Genomic DNA, 21648 nt, shown 5'->3' on the forward strand with positions numbered 1-21648 from the left:
TCCCTGGCTTTCGTGTCGACGGAACTGATCTGCGGTCATGGCGCGATCAGAGATGTCGGTACACGTCGGCCGGCGCGAGCCCCTTGGCGAGCATCAGCACCTGCAGGTGGTAGAGCAGCTGCGAGATCTCCTCGGCGGTCTCGTCGTCGCCCTGGTACTCGGCGGCCATCCAGACCTCGGCCGCCTCCTCGACGATCTTCTTGCCGATGGCGTGCACGCCGGCGTCGAGCTGGCGGACGGTGCCACTGCCCTCTGGGCGGGTCCGGGCCTTGTCCTGGAGCTCGACGAAGAGGTCGTCGAAGGTCTTCACGCGTCCAGACTACCGGTGCCGTCGGGGTCGCCATGGCGGTGTGACGCGACGGCGGCGCGGAGGTCTTCGATCCGGCTCGCGGGGTCGCCGCCGTTGTAGACGGCCGAGCCCGCGACGAACGTGTCGGCGCCCGCCTCGGCGGCGATCCCGATCGTGTCGGCCGTGATGCCGCCGTCGACCTGCAGCCACACGTCGAGGCCGGCCGCCGCGACGGCGTCGGCGACGCGGCGGAGCTTCGGCATGGTCTCGTGGATGAAGGACTGCCCGCCGAACCCGGGCTCGACGGTCATGATCAGCACCTGGTCGAACTCGGGCAGGAGGTCGAGGTACGGGGTCGCGTCGGTGCCCGGCTTCAGGGCGATGCCGGCGCGTGCGCCGATCTCGCGCAGCCGGCGCGCGAGCGCGACCGGCTCGCCCACGGCCTCGGCGTGGAACGTGACGGATGCGGCGCCCGCCTCCGCGTACCCCGGCGCCCAGCGGTCGGGGTCGTCGATCATCAGGTGCACGTCGAGCGGGATGGGCGAGACCTGCTGCAGTCGCTGCACCATCGGCAGGCCGAACGTCAGGTTCGGCACGAAGTGGTTGTCCATGATGTCGACGTGCACGAGGTCCGCCGTCCGGATCCGTCCCAGCTCGCGCTCGAGGTTCGCGAAGTCGGCGGAGAGGATGCTCGGGTTGATGCGCGTCGCCATGCGGTCAGACTATCGGGGCGCGCGGCGGCGTCAGCGCTTGCGGACGAGCGCGATGAACATCGCGTCCGTCCCGTGCCGGTGCGGCCAGAGCTGCACCGTCCGGCCGTCCCCGGCGAGGTCGAGCGGATGCCGCGCCACGCCGCCGACGACGGCCGCGGTGTCGAGCGGCTCGGCCGCATCGCCCCACCGCGCGAGCGCGCCTCCGAGGCTGCCGAAGGTCTCCGCGGTGTGCGGCGAGCACGTGACGTAGGCGAGGATCCCGCCCGGTGCGAGCGCCGCGAACGCGGCATCCGCCAGCTCGCCCTGCAGCTCCGTCAGCTCGGCGACGTCGGTCGGCGACTTGCGCCACCGCGCCTCCGGCCGGCGGCGCAGCGCGCCGAGGCCCGTGCACGGCGCGTCGAGCAGGATGCGGTCGAAGCCGCCCTCGGCGCCGAGGACCGCCGGATCGAGCTCGCGCCCGTCGCCCACGTGGACCGGGACCTCGAGGGGCACCGGTGCGACGGCGCGGCGCACCAGCTCGGCCCGCGCGGGCACCACCTCGTTGGCGACGAGCGTCGCCCCGCCGGCGAGCGCCTCCGCGGCCAGCAGGGCCGTCTTGCCCCCCGGACCGGAGCACGCGTCGAGCCAGCGCTCCCCCGGCCGCACCGGCGCGACGCGGCTGAGGGCGAGCGCGGCGAGCTGCGAGCCCTCGTCCTGCACCCGGACGCGTCCGTCGTGGTCGGCGACGATCCCGAGCGGGTCCTGTGCCGTGAGGCCGGTCGGCGAGAAGAGGTCCGGCTCGCCGAGGTCGTCGGGCGCCGGGGCCAGGCCGGGCAGCGCGGCGAGGTTCACCCTCGGCGACGCGTTGTCGGCCTCGAGCAGCGCGACGAGCTCGTCCGCCCGCCCCTCGCGCTCGAGCGCACCGCGCAGCGCGCGCACGACCCACACGGGGTGCGAGTGCACCACCGCGAGGGCCTCGTCCGGGGATCCGGCCCGCTCCGCGATCGCGTCGAGCCAGTCGTCGGCCTCGCGCCGCGAGATCGCCCGCAGGACGGCGTTCACGAAGCCCGCGGCCGACGGCGCGACGCGGCGCGCGAGGGCGACGGATTCGTTGACGGCCGCGTGGGTCGGCACCCGGGTCGCCAGCAGCTGGTGCGCGCCGAGTCGCAGCACGTCGAGCACGGGCGGGTCGACGGCCCCCGCCGGGCGGCCGGCCGCGAGCTCGACGATGGCGTCGTACCGGCCGCGGAGCCGGAGCGTGCCGTACGTCAGCTCGGTGGCGAGGGCCGCGTCGGCCGCGCCGAGTCGCGCCCGCTCGATCCGCGACGGCAGCAGCAGGTTGGCGTACGCGTCGGACTCGCGGACCGCCGCGAGCACGTCGAACGCGACGAGCCGTGCGGGCGAGACGCGGTCCGGTCGGGGGCGCCCACCGGTCCCGCGTCGACGGTCTCCCCCGCCGGATCGTCGGCCGGCGCCGCCCCGGCCGGCTCCGCCGGAACCGCGGTCGCCGGATCGGCCGCTCCCCCGCCGCTCGTCGCTCATCGCGCCTCCGCACGCGCGACGCCGAGGCCGCGCCACCAGTCGGCGGCACCCATGCCGGTGCGACCGGCCGGCTGCACCCGACGGAGCTCCATCGCGCCGTCGGACGTGCCCGCGTACACCCGCTTGCCGTCCATCCGCAGCTCGCCCGGTTCCAGCGCGGGCGCGTGCGGCGCGGGCACGGCGTCGAGGACCTTCACCCGCACGCCGTCGACCTCGGTGTGGGCGCCCGGCTCGGGGGTCACGCCGCGCAGGTGCGCGTCGACCTCGACGGTGGTGCGGTGCCAGTCGAGGCGGCCGTCCTCGATCGAGAGCTTCGGCGCGAAGCTCGGCTCGCCGCGCTGCGGCACGGCGACGGCCGTGCCGGCGGCGATCGCGTCGACCACGTCCAGCACGAGGTCGGCCTCGGTCTCGGCGAGCGACTCGAGCGCCAGTCCGGCGGTCTCGCCGGGCGCGACCGCGCGCGACCGGCTCGCGTAGACGTCACCCGCGTCGAGCTCGGGCACGAGCCGGAACACGCTCGCGCCGAGCTCCGCGTCGCCGGCGATGAGCGCGCGCTGCACGGGCGCGGCGCCGCGCCACGCGGGAAGCGTCGAGAAGTGCAGGTTGATCCAGCCGTGCGTCGGGGTCGACAGCAGCGGCTCGCGGACGAGCCCGCCGTAGGCGACCACGACCCCCAGGTCCGGCCGGAGGGCGGCGATCCGCTCGGTCGCGTCCGCGTCCAGGCGCGCGGCGTCGATCACGGGGATGCCGAGGCGCTCGGCCGCCTGTGCGACGGGCGACGGCGTGAGCACGCGCTTGCGGCCGAGCGGCGCGGGCGGGCGCGTGACGACCGCGACGACCTCGTGGTCGGACGCGGCGAGCCGGTCGAGGGTGGGCACGGCGACGGCGGGCGTTCCCGCGAACACGATCCGGAGGTGGGGCACACCCCATTGTCGCAAGGTCACGGGAGGTCCGGGTCGTCCATGCGCACGCGCAGGACCGGGGGTCGACCGGGGCGACGACCCGCGACCGGCCGGCGACGCTCCGTGGCCGCCCGGATCGCCTCGCCCTTCAGCCGCTGCGCCACCTCGGCGCCCGCCGCATACCCGAAGCGGACGACCGCACGCTCGAGCCCGTCGTCCACCGGCGTCGGGCCGAGCACGTCCACGCCGTCCATGCCGCGCAGGCGTTCCAGCGCCCCGCCGAGCCGCTCGCGCGAGGAGACGAGCGAGGCCATGCGCACCGCCGGAGGGAAGCGGAGCGCGCGCCGCGCCTCGAGCTCCTCGGCCGCCCACGCGGGCTGCCGCCACGTCGCGAGCGCGGTGCCGATCGCGCCGCCGACCCCGACGAGGAACACGGGTGCGCCCGGCGCCGCCAGCGCGGCCGCGTTCGACCACCAGCGCAGGCAGTCCTCGGCGACGCGCAGCGACTCCCGGAGCAGCATCCGTTCGCCGTCCAGGAGCAGCACGGCCCGGTACCCGCCGTCGGCGAGCGGCTCGGCACCGCGCGTCGCCACGATGAGCTGCGGCTCGTGGCCGACCCGCACGATCGGGCGCTCCCCGTCGGAGACGACGACCCGGGCACGCGGGAACGCCCGCCCGAGCTCCTCGGCCGTGCGGGTCGCCCCGACCACCGCGGCGCGCAGCGACGTTCCCTCGCAGACCGGGCACCGCCACCCCGAGGCGCGGGTGCCGCAGAGCGTGCACGCGGGGGTGCCTCCGGCCCTCGGGACCGCGAGCGCACCCCCGCAGGCGGCGCAGCGCGCGGGTTCGCGGCAGCGGTCGCACACGAGCATCGGCGTGTGCCCCGGGCGGGCGACCTGCACGAGCACCGGCCCCTCGACGACGGCGGCCTGGGCCTCGCGCCACGCCGCGGACGGGATCCGGGCGCCACCGCTCTCCGGGGCCGCCTGCTGCTCGGTCAGCACGACCTTCGGCCGCGCGCCGCGACGCAGCGGCACGTCGTGCACCCAGCCGAGCCCGACGAGCCGCTGCACGTCGACACTGCGGCTGTGCGCCAGCAGCACGAGCGCGGCGCCGGACTGCTCCTGCCGGACGAGCGCGGCGTCGCGGCTGTGGACGCCGGGCGCGAGCGGCTCCGACTGCAGCGCGTCGCCGTCGTCCACGACCACGACGAGGCCGAGGCGCGCGGCGGGCGCGTACACGGTCGAGCGGTTCCCGATGACGACGCGGGCGGCGTCCCCCGTCGCATCGAGGAACGCGCGGTAACGGGCGGGCCCGGTCTGCCGGGCATCGGTCCGGAGCACGCGCCGCGGGTCCACGAGGTCGGCGAGGGCGGCCTCGAGCTGCTCCTGGTCGCGGTAGTCGGGCACGGCGACGACGGTCGAGCGGTCCTGCGCGAGGGCGTGGGCGGCGGCCTGCGCGACCGTGCGCGCCCATCCGCCCACCCAGGTGCCCGACGAGAGGCGCACCGGTCGGGCGTCGGCGGCCAGCGCCATCCGCTCGCCGGCATCGATGCCGCGTTCGACGCGACCGGGCTCGTACCCCTCGACCGGGCCCGGCGCCGTCGGCAGCGGACCCGGGTCGGGCTCGGCGGCACGCCACGCGCGCTCCGCGCGCACGTAGCGCGGCGGGATGGCCAGTCTCAGCACGTCGCTCGCGTTCCCGGCGGCGCGGTCCGCCGCCGCGCGCGCGAGCCGCCACACGTCCGGGGTGAGCACGGGCACGTCGGAGACGACGTCGTCGAGCTCGCTGAGCTCGCCCGCGTACTCGGAGCGCTCGGCGAGCTCGACGAGCCACCCCGCGGCGATGCGGCCGCCGGTGCGCAGCGGCACCCGCACGCGGGCGCCCGCGACCGCGTCGCCGGCGAGCCGGTCCGGCACGCGGTAGTCGAGCAGCTGGTCGAGCTGCGGCAGCGGCGAGTCCACGAGGACGCGCGCCACGGGCCGTTCGCCCACGTCAGCGCCCGTCCGCCACGTCAGAGCCCGGCGGCCGCGCGCAGGTCGTCGACGCGGTCGAGTCGCTCCCAGGTGAAGTCGGGCAGCTCTCGCCCGAAGTGGCCGTAGGTCGCCGTCTGCGCGTAGATCGGACGCAGCAGGTCGAGGTCGCGGATGATGGCCGCGGGGCGGAGGTCGAACACCTCGCGGATCGCCTCGGTGATCCGCTCCTCGGGCACCTGGGCGGTGCCGAAGGTCTCGACGTAGAGGCCGACGGGCGCCGCGGCTCCGATCGCGTAGGCGACCTGGAGCTCGAGGCGGTCGGCGAGGCCGGCGGCGACCGCGTTCTTCGCGACCCATCGCATGGCGTACGCCGCGGAGCGGTCGACCTTCGACGGGTCCTTGCCGCTGAACGCGCCCCCGCCGTGACGGCTCGCTCCGCCGTAGGTGTCGATGATGATCTTGCGCCCGGTCAGCCCGGCGTCGCCCTGCGGGCCGCCGATCTCGAATCGGCCCGTCGGGTTGATGAGGACCTTCATGTCGGGACGCGCCAGCTCGACGGCGTCGAGCACCGGACGGATGACGAGCTCCTCGACCTCGGCGCGCAGCTGCTCGGTCGAGACCTGGGGCGAGTGCTGCGTGGAGAGCACGACCGTCTCGATCGTCTGCGCCGTCTGCCCCTCGTAGCCCACGGTCACCTGGGTCTTGCCATCGGGGCGGAGGTAGTCGAGCTCGCCGTCCTTGCGGACCGCGGCGAGCCGCTCCGCGAGCCGGTGCGCGACCCAGATGGGCACGGGCATGAGCTCGGGCGTCTCGCGCACGGCGTAGCCGAACATGATGCCCTGGTCGCCGGCGCCCTGGCGGTCGAGCTCGTCGTGGCTCGCGCCCTCGCGGGTCTCGAACGCGTCGTTCACGCCCTGGGCGATGTCGGGCGACTGCCCGCCGATCGAGACGGAGACGCCGCAGGACCGGCCGTCGAACCAGACATCGGACGAGTCGTACCCGATCGACGTGATCCGGTCGCGCACGATCGCGGGGATCTCGACGTAGCCCTCGGTGGAGACCTCGCCGGCGACGTGCACGAGGCCGGTCGTCACGAGCGTCTCGACGGCGACGCGCGACCGCGGATCGACCCGCAGGAGCGCGTCGAGGATCGAGTCGGAGATCTGGTCGCAGATCTTGTCGGGGTGCCCCTCGGTGACGGACTCGGAGGTGAACTGGCGCAGGGCGCTCATGCGGGGTGGGTGTCCTTCGTCGTTGGTCCGGAGCCGGACGCGAGGCGCTCGGCGATGAGGTCGAGGATGACGTGGGCCACCGACATCTTGCTGCCCGAGGTCTCCGCGGCGACGCCGTCGGCGGCATCGAGCACGGTGACCGCGTTCTCGTCGCTCGCGAAGCCGTGGTTCCAGCCCACTCGGTTCACGACGAGCAGGTCCGCGCCCTTGGCGCGGCGCTTCGCGCGCCCGAGCTCGAGCAGTCGCTCGTAGTCGGCCTCGGTCTCGGCGGCGAAGCCCACGAGCAGGATGCCGTCGTGCGGAGCCGCCCCCAGCTCGGCGAGGATGTCGGGGTTGCGCACGAGCTCGAGCGACATCCGCTCCTGGCCGTCGACCTTCTTGATCTTGGCGTCGCTCACGCGCTCGGGGCGGAAGTCGGCGACGGCGGCCGCCATCACCACGGCGTCGGCGTCGGCCGCGGCGGCGGTGACCGCCTCCTGCAGCTCGAGCGCCGTCGAGACGGGCACGACGCGGCATCCGCCGGGCGAGGCCACCTCGAGGTTCGCGGCGATGAGCGTCACCTCGGCGCCGCGCGCGGCGGCGGCGTCGGCGATCGCGACGCCCTGCTTGCCGCTCGACCGGTTGCCCAGGAAGCGCACCGGGTCGAGGGGCTCGCGGGTGCCGCCAGCCGTCACGACGAGGCGTCGACCCGAGAGGTCGCCCGCCGTCCTTCCGGGCGCGTCGGCGGCGCCGACGTCGAGCCCGTGGCGCTCCGCGACCTCGAGGGCCGCGCGCACGATGACGTCCGGCTCCTCCAGCCGACCGGGACCGGAGTCCGACCCGGTGAGCTGGCCGACCGCGGGGCCCACGATCGTGGCGCCGCGGTCGCGCAGCGTCGCGATGTTCGCCTGCGTCGCGGGGTGTCGCCACATCTCGGTGTGCATCGCCGGGGCGATGACGAGCGGCGCCTCGCTCGCGAGGACCGTGTTGCCGAGCAGGTCGTCGGCGAGCCCGGTCGCGAGCTTCGCGATCGAGTTCGCCGTGGCCGGGGCGATCACGATGAGGTCGGCGGCCTGGCCGATCGCGACGTGGCGCACCTCGGCGACGCCCTCGAACAGGTCGGTGTGCACCGGGTTGCGCGAGATCGCCTCGAGCGTGGGCCGGCCCACGAACCGCAGCGCCGACTCGGTCGGCACGACGTGCACGTCGTGCCCGGCGAGCACGAGCGACCGCACGACCGAGACGGCCTTGTACGCCGCGATGCCGCCGGTGACGCCGACGACGATGTTCAGCGGCATCCGCGCCTGCCGGCTACTCGCCGATCGGGCGGAGGCGCAGCTTGTCCTCGTTGACCTCGTGGAGCGCGACCGACAGCGGCTTGTCGTCGATCGACGAGTCGACGAGCGGCCCGACGTTGTCGAACAGGCTGCCCTCGTGGAGGTCGGCGTAGTAGTCGTTGATCTGGCGCGCGCGCTTCGACGCGAAGATGACCAGCTGGTACTTCGAGTCGACCTTCGACAGCAGGTCGTCGATCGGCGGGTCGATGATGCCGGACAGCTTCTCAGCCATGCAGGGACTCCTTCGAGTGAGGCGCACCCCCGGTGCGCGGAAGATCGTGGCGCGGGGCAGCATGACGCCGGCCCCGCCGAGGCCGCATCAAGTCTACGACCTTTTGCGCGGCCTCGCGGACCTCGTGGTTCACGACCTGGTGATCGAACTCCTCCACGGCCGCCAGCTCGACCTTCGCGGTCTCGAGTCGGCGCTGCTGCTCGGCGGGGCTCTCGGTGCCGCGCCCGACCAGCCTGCGGACCAGTTCGTCCCACGTCGGCGGCAGCAGGAAGACGAGCGTCGCCTCCGGCATCGCCCGGCGCACCGACCGCGCACCCTGGATGTCGATCTCGAGCAGCACGCTGTTGCCGGCCGCGATCGCCTCCTCCACGGGCCCGCGCGGCGTGCCGTAGCGGTACGCGTTGTGGACGGTCGCCCACTCCAGCAGCTCGCCGGCGGCGATCATGCGGTCGAACTCGTCGTCGGAGACGAAGTAGTAGTGCTCGCCCTCCACCTCGCCCGGCCGGGGCGCGCGGGTCGTCGCCGACACCGAGAGCTTGACGTCCGGGTGGTGCTCGCGGATGTAACCGGCGACCGTGCCCTTGCCGACCGCGGTCGGGCCGGCGAGCACCACGAGCCGGTCGCCCGTGCCGCCGTGGTCGGAGACCCAGTCGGCCGTGAACTCGCGGAGTCGCCGCCGCTGCAGCCGGCCGAGTCCGCCGAGGCGCTTCGATGCCGCGATCTGGAGCTCGTCCATGATCCGCGCGCACTTGGTCTGGCCGATCGCGGGGATCGAGGTCAGGAACTCGGTCACGCGCAACCGGCCCTCGACGCCCTCGGGGTCGTCGTAGGCGACGCGCAGCACGTCGAGCGGGCTCCGAGCGCCGTCGGCGACGTCGTGCTTGACGGCGGCCCGCGCGCGGCGCGCGGCGACCGCGGCGCGGGAGGCGGCGACCCGGTCGACCTCGGGCGGGGCGGATGCCGCGACGCGATCAGACATCGAGCGCCCCCACCTCGTCGGCGCGCCGCACGATCGCCTCGGCGATGCCGTCCGGGCCGGCCGCGAGCAGGCCGCGGCTGTCGGTGAGGATGGCGCCGGGTGCGAGCGCGCCGAGGCGCGCGGGCACGTCGCGGAGCTCGCCGCCCTGGAAGCCGATGCCGGGCACCAGCACGGGCACGCGCGGTCGCGCGTCGGTCGCGATGTCGATGCCGAACTCCTCCGGCACGATCGTGGCGCCGACCACGACGCCGACCGAGCCGAACGCGCGCTCCGAGGCGCCCTCGCGGGACCGGTTCCACGCGTCGACGCCGGAGACGATCGCGCCGGCGACCGACGAGCCCTCACGGCTCGAGCCCTGGAGCACGGCCTGCTGGATGGCGGCGGCCTCGGGGTTCGACGTCGCCGCGACCACGAAGAGTCCCGCGTCCGCGGCCTCGGCCTGCCGCATGACGGCCTCGATCGACCCGAGGCCCTGGTAGGCGTAGATCGTCATCGCGTCGGCGCGGAGCGGCGAGCCCTGCGAGAGCCACGCCTGGCCGTACGCCTCGACCGTCGAGCCGATGTCGCCGCGCTTGACGTCGGCGATCACGAGCAGCCCGGCGTCGCGCGCGAGGTCGAGCACCCGCTCCAGGGCGGCGTAGCCGGCCGAGCCGTGGCGCTCGAAGAACGACACCTGCGGCTTCACGATGCCGACGCGGCCGGCCGCGGCATCCACCACCCGGAGGCCGAACTCGCGCACACCCGCGCCCGAGTCCGGCAGCCCCCACTCGTCGAGCAGCCACGCGTGCGGGTCGATGCCGACGCACAGCCTCCCGCGGGTCTCGAACGCCCCCTCGAGGCGGTCGCCGAACGTCGTGCCGTCCGTCACGCGACCACCTCGGCCGCGCGACGGCGCGCGTACTCCTGCAGGCTGGTCACGTCGAAGCCGCCCTCGTCGGAGCCGACCGCGGCGACCGCCGCCGAGAGCTCGGCGATGGTCGTGAACAGCGGGATGTCGGCGGCCACGGCCGCGGCGCGGATCTCGTAGCCGTCCGCGCGGGCGGACCGGCCGCTCGGCGTGTTGACGACCACGTCGATCTCGCCGCGGTGGATGAGCTCGACCACCGAGACCTCGTCGCCGTGCTTCTCGCTGAACTTCCGCACGACGTCGGAGGCGATGCCGTTGCGGCGCAGCACCTCGGCGGTGCCCTCGGTGCCCACGAGCTCGTAGCCGAGCTGCTGCAGCCGCAGCACGGGCAGGATCACGGCGCGCTTGTCGCGGTCGGAGACCGACACGAAGACGCGGCCCGAACGGGGCATGCCGCCGTACGCGGCCAGCTGGCTCTTCGCGAACGCCTTCGGGAAGTCGCGGTCGATGCCCATGACCTCGCCCGTCGAGCGCATCTCCGGGCCGAGCACCGAGTCGACCATGATGCCCTCGCGGGTCCGGAAGCGGTGGAAGGGCAGCACGGCCTCCTTGACGGCGACCGGGGCGTCGAGCGGCACGCGGGAGCCGTCGAGCTCCGGCAGCATGCCCTCCGCGACGAGCTCGCGGATCGACGCGCCGACCATGATCCGCGACGCGGCCTTCGCGAGCGGGATGCCGAGCGCCTTCGAGACGAACGGCACGGTGCGGCTCGCACGCGGGTTCGCCTCGAGGACGTAGAGCACGCCGGCGCCGATCGCGAACTGCACGTTGAGCAGGCCCTTCACGCCGATGCCCTGGGCGATCGCGCGGGTCGCGTCGCGCACGCGGTCGATCTCGGCCCGGCCGAGCGTCACCGGCGGGAGCGTGCAGCTCGAGTCGCCGGAGTGGATGCCGGCCTCCTCGATGTGCTCCATGACGCCGCCGACATAGAGCTCCTCGCCGTCGTACAGGGCGTCGACGTCGATCTCGATCGCGTCGTCGAGGAAGCGGTCGACGAGCAGCGGGTGGGTGGGCCCCACGATTCCCTGGTCCTCGATGCGCGCGAAGTAGTCCACGAGCGACGGGGTGTCGTACACGATCTCCATGCCGCGGCCGCCGAGCACGAAGCTCGGGCGCACGAGCACCGGGTAGCCGATCTGCTCGGCGACCTGGACGGCGCCGCCGAGGTCGATCGCGGTGCCGTTCCGGGGCGCGAGCAGGCCCGCGCGCTCGAGGATGCCGGCGAACTGGCCGCGCTCCTCGGCGAGGTCGATCGCCTCCGGGCTCGTGCCGAGGATCGGCACGCCGGCCGCCTCGAGGCCCTTCGCGAGCCCCAGCGCGGTCTGGCCGCCCAGCTGGACGACGACGCCGACGAGCTCGCCCGACTGCGACTCCGCGTGGATCACCTCGAGCACGTCCTCGAGCGTCAGCGGCTCGAAGTACAGCCGGTCGCTCGTGTCGTAGTCGGTGGAGACCGTCTCCGGGTTGCAGTTGATCATGATCGTCTCGAACCCGGCGTCCGACAGGGCGAACGACGCGTGCACGCAGGAGTAGTCGAACTCGACGCCCTGGCCGATGCGGTTCGGGCCCGACCCGAGGATGACGACCTTGCGACGGTCGCTCGGCTCGACCTCGGTCTCCAGGTCGTAGCTCGAGTAGTGGTACGGCGTGAGCGCGGGGAACTCCCCCGCGCACGTGTCGACCGTCTTGAAGACCGGGCGGATGCCGAGGATGTGGCGCACCTCGCGGGCGTCGGCCTCGCCGAAGCCCCGGAGCTGGCCGATCTGCGCGTCGGAGAACCCGTGGTCCTTGGCGAGCAGCAGCGTCTCGGTGTCGAGCGCCTCGGCCGAGGCGATGCGCTCGGCGACCTCGTTGACCAGCACGATCTGGTCGAGGAACCACGGGTCGATCTTCGTGGCGTCGAAGGCCTGCTCGATCGAGGCGCCCTTGCGCAGCGCCTGCTGCACGAGCACGATGCGGCCGTCGGTCGGCACCGTGGCCGCCTCGAGCAGCTCGTCGACCGAGCGCGACTCGTCGCCCCAGTGGAAGCTCGACCCGCGCTTCTCGAGCGAGCGCAGGGCCTTCTGCAGCGCCGTGGTGAAGTTGCGGCCGATCGCCATCGCCTCGCCGACCGACTTCATGGTCGTCGTGAGCGTGGGGTCCGCCGCGGGGAACTTCTCGAACGCGAAGCGCGGCACCTTCACGACGATGTAGTCGAGCGTGGGCTCGAAGCTCGCGGGCGTCACCTTGGTGATGTCGTTCGGGATCTCGTCGAGACGGTACCCGATGGCGAGCTTCGCGGCGATCTTCGCGATCGGGAAGCCCGTGGCCTTCGAGGCCAGCGCCGACGACCGCGAGACGCGCGGGTTCATCTCGATCACGATGATGCGCCCGTTCGACGGGTCGACCGCGAACTGGATGTTGCAGCCGCCGGTGTCGACGCCGACGGCGCGGATGATGTCGATGCCGATGTCGCGCAGGCGCTGGTACTCGCGGTCCGTGAGGGTCAGCGCCGGGGCGACCGTGATCGAGTCGCCCGTGTGCACGCCCACCGGGTCGACGTTCTCGATCGAGCAGACGACGACCGTGTTGTCGGCCGTGTCGCGCATGAGCTCGAGCTCGTACTCCTTCCAGCCGAGGATCGACTCCTCGAGGAGCACCTCGGTGGTCGGAGAGTCGTGGAGGCCCTGCGTCACGATGCGGACGAGGTCCTCCTCGGTGTAGGCGAAGCCCGAGCCGAGCCCGCCCATCGTGAACGACGGACGCACCACGAGGGGGTAGCCGAGGTCGAGCGCGAACTCCTTGGCCTGCTCGAGCGTCGTGGCGACGTGCGAGCGGGCGACGTCGGCGCCGGCCTCGATGACGAGGTCCTTGAAGAGCTGGCGGTCCTCGCCCTTGCGGATGGCGTCCACCTTGGCGCCGATGAGCTCGACGCCGTGCTTCTCGAGGATGCCCGTGTCGTGCAGGGCGATCGCGGCGTTCAGCGCCGTCTGGCCGCCGAGCGTGGGCAGCACGGCATCCGGCCGCTCCTTGACGATGATCGACTCGATCACCTCGGGGGTGATCGGCTCGACGTAGGTCGCGTCGGCGAAGTCGGGGTCGGTCATGATCGTGGCCGGGTTGGGGTTCACGAGGATGACGCGGACGCCCTCGGCCCGCAGCACGCGGCAGGCCTGCGTGCCCGAGTAGTCGAACTCGGCGGCCTGGCCGATGACGATCGGGCCGGAGCCGATGACGAGGACGGAGTTGATGTCGTCGCGCTTGGGCATTACTCGCCGGCCTCCTGGCTGGGGTCGTTCTGCTTCGCGGCGATCACCATGTCGCGGAAGCGGTCGAAGAGGTAGTTGGCGTCGTGCGGTCCGGCCGCCGACTCGGGATGGTACTGCACCGAGAACGCCGGGATGTCGAGGCAGTTCAGGCCCTCGACGACGTCGTCGTTCAGTCCGACGTGGCTGACCTCGACGCGGCCGAAGCCCTGGCTGGACTCGCTCACCGCGTCGGTGGGGGCGGCGACGGCGAAGCCGTGGTTGTGCGCCGTGATCTCGACACGGCCCGTGGCCCGGTCGAGCACCGGCTGGTTGATGCCGCGGTGCCCGAACGGCAGCTTGTAGGTGTCGAAGCCGAGCGCCCGGCCGAGCAGCTGGTTGCCGAAGCAGATGCCGAAGTACGGCAGGCCGGCGCGCAGCGCGCTTCGCAGCAGCTCGACGTGGCGCTCCGACGCGCTCGGGTCGCCGGGCCCGTTCGAGAAGAACAGCGCGTCCGGCTCGAGCGCGAGCACCTCCTCCGGTGTCACGGTCTGCGGCAGCACGTGCACGTCGAACCCGCGCTCGGCGAGGTAGTTCAGCGTCGACGTCTTCACCCCGAGGTCGAGCACGGCGACCGAGCCCACGCGGTCGCCCGTGGCCGCCATCGTGTACCGGTCGGCCGTCGAGACCGCGCCGGAGAGGTTGCGACCGGCCATCTGCTCGCCGGACTGCACCAGGTCGAGCTGCTCGCCGGGCGAGAGGAACGCCTCCTCGCCCGAGAAGACGCCGGCGCGCATGGCGCCGAGGGCGCGGATGTGCCGCGTGACCGCACGCGTGTCGATGCCGCTGATGCCGACGATGCCGGCGTCGGCGAGGTCGTCGTCGAGGCTCCGCTGCGAACGGAAGTTCGACACCACGCGGGAGGGGTCGCGCACCACGAAGCCGGCGACCCAGATGCGGGAGGACTCCATGTCCTCGTCGTTCATGCCGGTGTTGCCGATGTGGGGCGCGGTCATGAGCACGATCTGTCCCGCGTACGACGGGTCGGTGAGCGTCTCCTGGTAGCCGGTCATGCCGGTCGCGAACACGGCCTCGCCGAGCGTGCGGCCGCGCGCGCCGTAGGCGCGGCCCTCGTAGCGGGTGCCGTCCTCCAGGACGAGCACGGCACGGTCGAGGTCGACCGCGACCGTGCCGGCCCGCTCGTCGACCGGGGTCGGGGTCTCAGTCATCCGAGGCCTCGCTCTCTGCGTCTGCATCCGGCTGCGGCGCCTCGGGCGCCGCAGCGATCTCGTTCACGGCGGCGACGAGCCGGGCGGAGTCGCCCGGGTATCGGCACCGCAGGTAGCTGTCGACCCGGGTCGGCACTTCGGGCTCCGACCGGTCGTCGACGATCCAGGTGAGGGCCACGAGGCCCTCGGGCTCGACCCCGCGGTCGATCGCGTAGGTCGCTGTCCCGGCGGCGGCGATGGCCTCCGCCGGGATGAAGCTCGGCGCCTCGCCCGCGATGCGCAGCAGCACGCCGGAGGTGTGGACCTCGACGCGGGCCGAACCGCGGAACGCGAGCCCTTCGACGGCGAGCCGTTCGAGCGGCTCCGCCTCCGGGGTGGTCGCGACGTACAGCGCCTCGACCTCGAGCGTCAGGGTGCCCGGCGCGGCGGGGGGCGGGTACGAGGCCAGCGTCTCGTCGCGCACCGTGCGGCGGCGCCAGGAGCGCAGCATCAGCCAGGCGGCCGCGCCGACGATCACGACGGCGACGACGACGCCGATCCAGCGACTATCCACGCGTCGCCTCCTCGGTCGCGCGAGCGGATGCCGCGGCCACCTCGTCGGCGGGACGGACCGCGCCGTCGAGCACGGTCGGCACGCCGCGGTGGAAGGTCGCGACGACCCGGCCGGGCAGCGTGCGGCCGAGGTAGGGCGAGTTGACGCTCCGGCCGGCGAGCCGCTCGGTGCCGAACTCGGCCGACGCGCTGGGGTCGACGAGCGCGAGCTCGGCGGTCGACCCGGCGGCGACGGGCTCGCCGTGCCCGGAGATGCGGCCGATCCGTGCGGGCGCGGCGGAGAGCACGCGGGCGACGTCGGCCCAGCCCATGAGGCCGGAGTCGACCATGGCCTGCTGCACGACCGAGAGCGCGGACTCGAGCCCGACCATGCCGTTGGCGGCGGCGTCCCACTCGGACTCCTTCGCCTCGACCGGGTGCGGGGCGTGGTCGGTCGCGACGATGTCGATGGTGCCGTCGGCGAGGGCGGCCCGCAGCGCCTCGACGTCCTCCGCCCGACGCAGGGGCGGGTTCACCTTGAAGCGCGGGTCGTAGCCGGCGACGAGCTCCTCGGTGAGGAGCAGGTGATGCGGGGTGACCTCGGCGGTGACGTCGATGCCGCGGGCCTTCGCCCAGCGGATGACCTCGACGGATCCGGCCGTCGAGACGTGGCAGACGTGCAGGCGCGAGCCGACGTGCTCGGCGAGGAGCACGTCGCGCGCGATGATCGACTCCTCGGCGACCGCGGGCCACCCGGCGAGGCCGAGCTCGGCCGAGAGCGCACCCTCGTTCATCTGCGCGCCCTGCGTGAGCCGCGGCTCCTGCGCGTGCTGGGCGATGACGCCGTCGAACGCCTTCACGTACTCGAGCGCGCGCCGCATCAGCATCGGGTCGAAGACGCAGAAGCCGTCGTCGCTGAACACGCGCACGCGCGCACGCGAGGCGGCCATCGCGCCGAGCTCGGCGAGCTGCTCGCCCTTGAGGCCCACCGTGACGGCGCCGATCGGCTGCACGGTGGCGTAGCCGGCGGCCTCGCCGAGCGTGAGCTCCTGCTCGACGACGCCCGCGGTGTCGGCGACCGGGAACGTGTTCGCCATCGCGAAGACCGCCGTGAAGCCGCCGGCCGCGGCGGCCCGCGTGCCCGTGAGCACGGTCTCGCTCTGCTCGTAGCCGGGCTCGCGGAGGTGCGTGTGCAGGTCGACCAGGCCGGGCAGTGCGACGAGGCCGTCGGCGTCGACGACGGTCGCGCCGGCGGCATCCACCCCGCTGCCGATCTCGGCGATCCGGCCGTGCTCGAGCAGCAGGTCGGCGCGCTCGCCCGTCGGGAGGGCGGCGCCTCGGATGACGAATCGCTCGCTCATCGGGCCTCACCCCGTTCGCCGGACAGCAGCAGATACAGGGCGGCCATTCTCACTGATACTCCGTTCGCAACCTGCTCGCGCACCGTGGACTGCGTCGAGTCGGCGGCACGGGCGGCGATCTCGAGCCCGCGGTTCATGGGGCCCGGATGCATCACCATCGTAGTCTCGGGCAGCCGGGCGAACCTGGCGTCGTCCAGCCCCCAGGTGCGGGCGTACTCCCGGCTGTTCGGGAAGAACGCGCCATGCATGCGCTCCGCCTGGATGCGGAGCATCATGACCACGTCCGGCGGCCCGGCGAGCGCGCGGTCGAGGTCGAACTCGATCGTCGCGGGCCACCGCGAGACGTCCACGGGCACGAGCGTCGGCGGGGCGACGAGCGTGACGTCGGCGCCGAGCGTCTCGAGGAGCCACACGTTCGACCGGGCGACCCGCGAGTGCAGGATGTCGCCCACGATGACGACCCGGACGCCGTCGAGGTCGCGCCCGCGCGAGGCGGCGCCGTGGAGGCGGCGGCGCATCGTGAAGGCGTCGAGCAGCGCCTGCGTGGGGTGCTCGTGCGTGCCGTCGCCGGCGTTGACGACGCCCGCGTCGATCCATCCGCTCGTGGCGAGCGTGAACGGCGCGCCCGACGCGTGGTGGCGGATGACGACGCCGTCCGCGCCCATGGCCTGCAGCGTCTGCGCCGTGTCCTTGAGGCTCTCGCCCTTGGAGACGCTGGAGCCCTTCGCGCTGAAGTTGATCACGTCGGCCGACAGTCGCTTCGCCGCGGCCTCGAACGAGATGCGCGTGCGCGTGGAGTCCTCGAAGAACAGGTTGACCACCGTGCGGCCGCGCAGCGTCGGGAGCTTCTTGACCTCGCGCTCCTGGACGGCCGCCATGTCCTCGGCGACGTCGAGCAGGGCGATGGCCTCGTCGCGCGACAGGTCGCGGGTGCTGAGCAGGTGCCTCACTGGTCCTCGCCCCCCTCGATGGTGACGGCGTCCTCGCCGTCGACCTCCACGAGGTGCACGTTGATGCGCTCGCGCGCCGAGCTCGGCAGGTTCTTGCCGACGTAGTCGGCGCGGATCGGGAACTCGCGGTGACCGCGATCGACCAGCACGGCGAGGCGCACCGCGCGGGCCCGGCCGAGGTCGGCGAGCGCGTCGAGTGCGGCGCGGATGGTGCGGCCCGAGTAGAGCACGTCGTCCACGAGCACCACGACCCGGCCGTCGATGCCGTCGCCGGGCACGTCCGTGGGGTGCGTCTCGCGGATGGGGTTGCGGCCCAGGTCGTCGCGGTACATCGTCACGTCGAGGGCCCCTGCGGGCACCTCGACGCCGGCGATCCGGGAGACGATCCGGGCGAGTCGCTCGGCCAGCGCCACGCCGCGCGTGGGGATGCCGAGGAGGATGAGATCGTCGGCGCCGCGATTGGCTTCGAGGATCTCGTGGGCGATGCGGGTCAGTGCCCGCTCGAGGTCGGCCTGCTGGAGCACGGTGCGCACAGCGATGCAGACTCCCTTCTCCGCCTCACGGGACGGACTTCAAGGTTGTCGGTCGATCGATCCTACCAGCGACGGGGCGGGGTGCCCGGCACCCCGCCCCGCTGGACGAACTCGATCGCGTCAGCGCGCGCGCGTCGACGGTCCGCGCAGGGCGCGGGAGGCGACGACGAGGGCCGCGGCGATGAGCACGACGTTCTTCGCGACGTACTGGCCGAGCAGCGTCGGCCCGGTCTCGGTGAACAGCTCGCCGGGGAAGAAGGCCGCGGGCGAGAGGATGCCGACGAACGCGACGGCGAGCAGCACGAGCCCGATCCGGGCGAACACGCCGGAGATGAGCGCGAGCCCGGCGGCGGTCTCGATCACGGCGGTCAGGACCATCGCGAGCGGCCCGCCGACGAGCCCGAAGCTCAGCACGCCCCAGGTGGCCTCGACGAGCGGCTCGAGCGGGCTCGCGCCCGGGATGAACTTCAGGGCGCCGAAGACGACGAAGACGGCGCCGAGCGCGACGCGCAGCGCCGGGATGCTCCAGCGCTCGAGGAACGCCTTCAGCGTCGCCTCGGCGGCGGCGAGGCGACCGGACAGCGGGATGCGGCGGCTCGCCGCGGGGCGGACGCCGGCCTGCGGGAGGCCGTGCGCGGAGATGGTGGTCATGTCGGGTGCTCCTTCCAGAGCGTCGGATGCGGGTGGCGGAGGCCGCGGCGAGCGGCACAGCCCAGTGAACGACCCGCCGCGGCGGTCCGGATCAGTGCCCGCGCGGGATCCCGCGGAGGGATCTCCCCGTTTCCGCGGCGGTGCCCACCCGGCCCGTCCCTCCGGGTCCACCCGCAGTGCGCCCCCGAACGGGGGCATCCGCGGTCGGGGGCTGGCTGCCGCACCCGGCTCCGTGCTGCAATGGCCCATGGCCGACGTCATGATCGCCGTGATGCCCTTCGCGGGCCACGTCGCCCCGCTCGCCGCGGTCGCCGACGCATTCGTGGAGGCCGGCCACCGGGTCCGCGTCTACACGGGCCGCGCCTACGCCGACCGGTTCGCCACGCTCGGCGCCGAGGTCGTCCTCTGGTCGGTCGCACCCGACTTCGACGAGCACGACATTGCCGCGACCTTCCCCGCCCTGCGGGATCGGAAGGGTCCACGACAACTGCTCGCCAACGTCGAGCACCTGTTCGTCGGCACCGGCGCGGCGCAGGGCGACGACCTCGTCGCGGCGTACGGGCAGCGGCCATGGGACGTGATCGTCGCCGACGGGCTCAGCCTCGGCACGCACTTCGCCGCCGAGCGCACGGGGACGCCGTCCGTCACGGTCAGCATCGTCCCGCTCTCGATCCCGACGCCGGAGCTCCCGCCGCCGATCCTCCCGTTCCGGCCGGCCAGGGGGCCGCTCGGCCGGATCCGCGATCGGGTCCTGAACTCGACGCTCGCGCTGGCGGCCCGTGGCATCCAGCGCGCGTACGACGCGCAGCGCGCGGCATCCGGACTGCCGCCGACCGATGCGCCGCTCGACGCCGCATGGCACTCCCCCGACCTCGTCTGCGCCTCCGGCGTTCCCGAGCTCGAGTTCCCGCGATCCGGCTGGCCCGTGCGCATCGAGTTCGTCGGCGCGCTCGCCCCGACGGGATCGATCCGCCCCGATCCGCCCCACTGGTGGACGCAGCTGCCCGAGGACCGTCCGATCGTGCACGTCACGCAGGGCACGCTCAACGTCGACCCCGACGACCTCATCCGGCCGGCGTTCGCGGCCCTCGGCCGACAGCCCGTCTCGATCGTGGCGACGACCGGCCGCGCGGACGCGCCCGAACTGCCGTTCCCGGCTCCGCCGAACGCGTACGTCGCCGGGCTCGTCGACTACGCGGAGCTCCTCCCCCGGACCGGCGCGATGATCACCAACGGCGGGTGGGGCGGCGTGCTCGCGGCGCTCTCGCACGGCATCCCGCTCATCGTCGCCGGCGGCGACATCGACAAGCCCGTCATCGCCGCACGGGTGGCGTGGGCTGGGGCGGGCATCGACCTCCGCACCGGCAGGCCGTCGCCGCGGGCGATCCTGCGCGCCTGGCGACGGCTCTCATCGGCCCCCGGCTTCCGGGAACGTGCCGAGGCGATCGGGCGCGCGCTGCGCGCGCACGACGGGCCGCGCGAGGTCGTCGCCCACACGATGGCGCTCGTCGACCGCCGCCGAGCGCAGCGCCCGGTCACGCCCGGGGCCTGACGAGTGCCGTCGGGCTGCCCGTCAGCCCTTCGAGTGCGACACGGCCGCGAGCAGTCCGTTGACGAAGCCCGCGGAGTCGTCGGTCGAGAGCACCGTCGCCGCCTCGACCGCCTCCGCGATCGCGACGGGATCGGGCACCTCGTCGTTGTAGACGATCTCCCAGACCCCGATGCGCAGCAGGGCGCGGTCGACCGCGGGCATCCGCTCGATGGTCCAGCCGCGCGAGTGCGTCGTGATGAGCTCGTCGATCTCGTCGCGGTGGTCGACGATGCCGTCCACGATCTCGCGCGCGTACAGCCACGACGCCTGCCGCTCGGGCTCGTTCACCGCGCGCTCCGCCTCGGCGGCGAGCAGCCGCTCGACCGGGACCTGGCGCAGGTCGGCCGCGTAGAGCAGGTCGAGGGCGCGCTTGCGCGCCTTCGTACGGGCGCTCACTAGTCGTTCACGCGGCCGAGGTACTCGCCGGAGCGGGTGTCGACCTTGACCTTGGTGCCGGTCTCGAGGAAGAGCGGGACCTGGATCTCGTAGCCGGTCTCGACCGTCGCCGGCTTGGTGCCGCCGGACGACCGGTCGCCCTGGAGACCGGGCTCGGTGTAGGTGATCTCGAGCACGACCGAGGCGGGCAGGTCGACGTAGAGCGGGTTGCCGTTGTTCAGCGCGATCGTGACCGCCTGGTTCTCGAGCATGAAGTTCTTCGCGTCGCCCACGACCGCGGCCGGGACGGTGACCTGGTCGTAGTCGGTCGTGTCCATGAACACGAAGCCGTCGCCGTCGCTGTACAGGTAGGTGAAGTCGCGGCGGTCGACGTTCTCGATGTCGACCTTGGCGCCCGCGTTGTACGTCTTGTCGACGACCTTGCCGGACACGACGTTCTTGAGCTTCGTGCGCACGAACGCACCGCCCTTGCCGGGCTTGACGTGCTGGAACTCGACGACGCTCCAGAGCTGGCCGTCGATGTTCAGGACGACGCCGTTCTTGATGTCAGCGGTGGATGCCATGGAAGTGCTTTCCGTTCGATGGTGAGGGGAAGTCAGCGGGCACGCCGGACGGGCGTGCGACTGGTCGAGTGTAGTCGACTCAGCTGGGCGATCGCAGGAGCCAGTCCACCGCGAGGCGGTAGGAGTCCGACCCGAAGCCGGCGATGACGCCCGTCGCGACGCCCGAGATCACGCTGGTGTGCCGGAACGCCTCCCGCGCGTGCGGGTTCGACAGGTGCACCTCGACGAGCGGCACGCCCGCCGTCTTCAGCTGCGCCGCGGCATCGCGCAGCGCGTAGCTGTAGTGCGTGAACGCCGCCGGGTTCAGCACCACCGGGAGCCGGCGGTCCACGGCCTCGTGGATCCAGCCGATGAGCTCGGCCTCGTCGTCCGTCTGGCGCAGGTCGACCTCGACGCCGTCCGGGACGGATGCCGCGAGGCTCGCGCCGATGTCGGCGAGGGTCTCGGAGCCGTACACCTCCGGCTCGCGCGTGCCCAGCCGCCCGAGGTTCGGCCCGTTCAGGACGAGGATCGTGGTCATGCCGGAAGCCTATCGGCGCGGCATCCGCCGGC

21 protein-coding genes are annotated in these 21648 nt (G+C 73.6%); 1 reads left to right on the forward strand and 20 read right to left on the reverse strand.

What is annotated here, in order from left to right:
• Positions 1-46: 46 nt before the first annotated feature.
• The 17 genes from ABD230_RS02000 to ABD230_RS02080 form a co-directional block, all read right to left on the reverse strand.
• Positions 47-310 (reverse strand): phosphoribosyl-ATP diphosphatase, encoded by a 264-nt coding sequence (locus ABD230_RS02000; RefSeq protein WP_324613541.1) that lies wholly within the window; start codon positions 308-310, stop codon positions 47-49.
• The gene (gene rpe, locus ABD230_RS02005; RefSeq protein ID WP_344369080.1) at positions 307-1002 is read right to left on the reverse strand and encodes a ribulose-phosphate 3-epimerase; all 696 of its coding nucleotides are present in this window, start codon (positions 1000-1002) and stop codon (positions 307-309) included. The genes ABD230_RS02000 and rpe overlap by 4 nt, the downstream gene beginning before the upstream one ends.
• Before the next feature lie 30 nt (positions 1003-1032).
• Positions 1033-2523 carry an RsmB/NOP family class I SAM-dependent RNA methyltransferase gene (locus ABD230_RS02010; RefSeq protein WP_344369081.1) on the reverse strand — a complete coding sequence of 497 codons (1491 nt, stop codon included), beginning with the start codon at positions 2521-2523 and terminating at the stop codon, positions 1033-1035.
• Positions 2520-3446: a methionyl-tRNA formyltransferase gene (gene fmt, locus ABD230_RS02015; RefSeq protein WP_344369082.1), complete on the reverse strand. Its 927-nt coding sequence runs from the start codon at positions 3444-3446 to the stop codon at positions 2520-2522. Before fmt ends, ABD230_RS02010 begins: the two co-directional genes overlap by 4 nt.
• Positions 3447-3463: 17 nt before the next feature.
• Positions 3464-5419 carry a primosomal protein N' family DNA-binding protein gene (locus ABD230_RS02020; protein ID WP_344369083.1) on the reverse strand — a complete coding sequence of 652 codons (1956 nt, stop codon included), beginning with the start codon at positions 5417-5419 and terminating at the stop codon, positions 3464-3466.
• A 20-nt stretch (positions 5420-5439) separates the two neighbouring features.
• A complete protein-coding gene (metK, locus tag ABD230_RS02025; RefSeq protein ID WP_344369084.1) occupies positions 5440-6633 on the reverse strand; it encodes a methionine adenosyltransferase in 1194 nt (397 codons plus the stop codon).
• A complete protein-coding gene (gene coaBC / locus ABD230_RS02030; RefSeq protein ID WP_344370100.1) occupies positions 6630-7904 on the reverse strand; it encodes a bifunctional phosphopantothenoylcysteine decarboxylase/phosphopantothenate--cysteine ligase CoaBC in 1275 nt (424 codons plus the stop codon). Before coaBC ends, metK begins: the two co-directional genes overlap by 4 nt.
• A gap of 19 nt (positions 7905-7923) precedes the next feature.
• Positions 7924-8181 (reverse strand): DNA-directed RNA polymerase subunit omega, encoded by a 258-nt coding sequence (rpoZ, locus tag ABD230_RS02035; RefSeq protein ID WP_092669843.1) that lies wholly within the window; start codon positions 8179-8181, stop codon positions 7924-7926.
• A complete protein-coding gene (gene gmk / locus ABD230_RS02040) occupies positions 8174-9160 on the reverse strand; it encodes a guanylate kinase (protein WP_344369085.1) in 987 nt (328 codons plus the stop codon). The genes rpoZ and gmk overlap by 8 nt, the downstream gene beginning before the upstream one ends.
• The gene (pyrF, locus tag ABD230_RS02045) at positions 9153-10028 is read right to left on the reverse strand and encodes an orotidine-5'-phosphate decarboxylase (RefSeq protein WP_344369087.1); all 876 of its coding nucleotides are present in this window, start codon (positions 10026-10028) and stop codon (positions 9153-9155) included. The genes gmk and pyrF overlap by 8 nt, the downstream gene beginning before the upstream one ends.
• Entirely contained in the window at positions 10025-13315 is a 3291-nt protein-coding gene (carB, locus tag ABD230_RS02050) for a carbamoyl-phosphate synthase large subunit (protein WP_344369089.1), read from the reverse strand. Before carB ends, pyrF begins: the two co-directional genes overlap by 4 nt.
• Entirely contained in the window at positions 13315-14520 is a 1206-nt protein-coding gene (gene carA / locus ABD230_RS02055) for a glutamine-hydrolyzing carbamoyl-phosphate synthase small subunit (RefSeq protein WP_344369090.1), read from the reverse strand. Before carA ends, carB begins: the two co-directional genes overlap by 1 nt.
• A complete protein-coding gene (locus ABD230_RS02060) occupies positions 14513-15073 on the reverse strand; it encodes a PH-like domain-containing protein (RefSeq protein ID WP_344369092.1) in 561 nt (186 codons plus the stop codon). The genes carA and ABD230_RS02060 overlap by 8 nt, the downstream gene beginning before the upstream one ends.
• Positions 15066-16412, reverse strand: a complete 1347-nt coding sequence (locus tag ABD230_RS02065) for a dihydroorotase (protein ID WP_344369094.1) — start codon at positions 16410-16412, stop codon at positions 15066-15068. The genes ABD230_RS02060 and ABD230_RS02065 overlap by 8 nt, the downstream gene beginning before the upstream one ends.
• Entirely contained in the window at positions 16409-17362 is a 954-nt protein-coding gene (locus ABD230_RS02070) for an aspartate carbamoyltransferase catalytic subunit (protein ID WP_344369095.1), read from the reverse strand. Before ABD230_RS02070 ends, ABD230_RS02065 begins: the two co-directional genes overlap by 4 nt.
• The gene (gene pyrR / locus ABD230_RS02075) at positions 17359-17901 is read right to left on the reverse strand and encodes a bifunctional pyr operon transcriptional regulator/uracil phosphoribosyltransferase PyrR (protein ID WP_344370101.1); all 543 of its coding nucleotides are present in this window, start codon (positions 17899-17901) and stop codon (positions 17359-17361) included. The genes ABD230_RS02070 and pyrR overlap by 4 nt, the downstream gene beginning before the upstream one ends.
• A gap of 114 nt (positions 17902-18015) precedes the next feature.
• The gene (locus ABD230_RS02080; RefSeq protein WP_344369096.1) at positions 18016-18546 is read right to left on the reverse strand and encodes a DoxX family membrane protein; all 531 of its coding nucleotides are present in this window, start codon (positions 18544-18546) and stop codon (positions 18016-18018) included.
• Between the two features lie 247 nt (positions 18547-18793).
• Here ABD230_RS02080 and ABD230_RS02085 point away from each other — a divergent pair, with 247 nt between their 5' ends.
• Positions 18794-20098, forward strand: coding sequence for a glycosyltransferase (locus ABD230_RS02085; protein ID WP_344369097.1), 1305 nt, complete (start codon positions 18794-18796; stop codon positions 20096-20098).
• A 21-nt stretch (positions 20099-20119) separates the two neighbouring features.
• Here the strand turns inward: ABD230_RS02085 and nusB are convergent, their stop codons facing one another.
• The 3 genes from nusB to ABD230_RS02100 all read right to left on the reverse strand — a co-directional run bounded on the left by nusB (position 20120) and on the right by ABD230_RS02100 (position 21616).
• On the reverse strand, positions 20120-20533 hold the full coding sequence (gene nusB, locus ABD230_RS02090) for a transcription antitermination factor NusB (RefSeq protein ID WP_344369099.1): 414 nt from the start codon (positions 20531-20533) through the stop codon (positions 20120-20122).
• On the reverse strand, positions 20533-21096 hold the full coding sequence (gene efp / locus ABD230_RS02095) for an elongation factor P (RefSeq protein ID WP_344369100.1): 564 nt from the start codon (positions 21094-21096) through the stop codon (positions 20533-20535). Before efp ends, nusB begins: the two co-directional genes overlap by 1 nt.
• 79 nt (positions 21097-21175) lie before the next feature.
• On the reverse strand, positions 21176-21616 hold the full coding sequence (locus ABD230_RS02100; protein ID WP_344369101.1) for a type II 3-dehydroquinate dehydratase: 441 nt from the start codon (positions 21614-21616) through the stop codon (positions 21176-21178).
• Positions 21617-21648: the final 32 nt, after the last annotated feature.

The sequence above is a fragment of the Agromyces tropicus genome (assembly GCF_039531345.1).
Classification (GTDB): domain Bacteria; phylum Actinomycetota; class Actinomycetes; order Actinomycetales; family Microbacteriaceae; genus Agromyces; species Agromyces tropicus.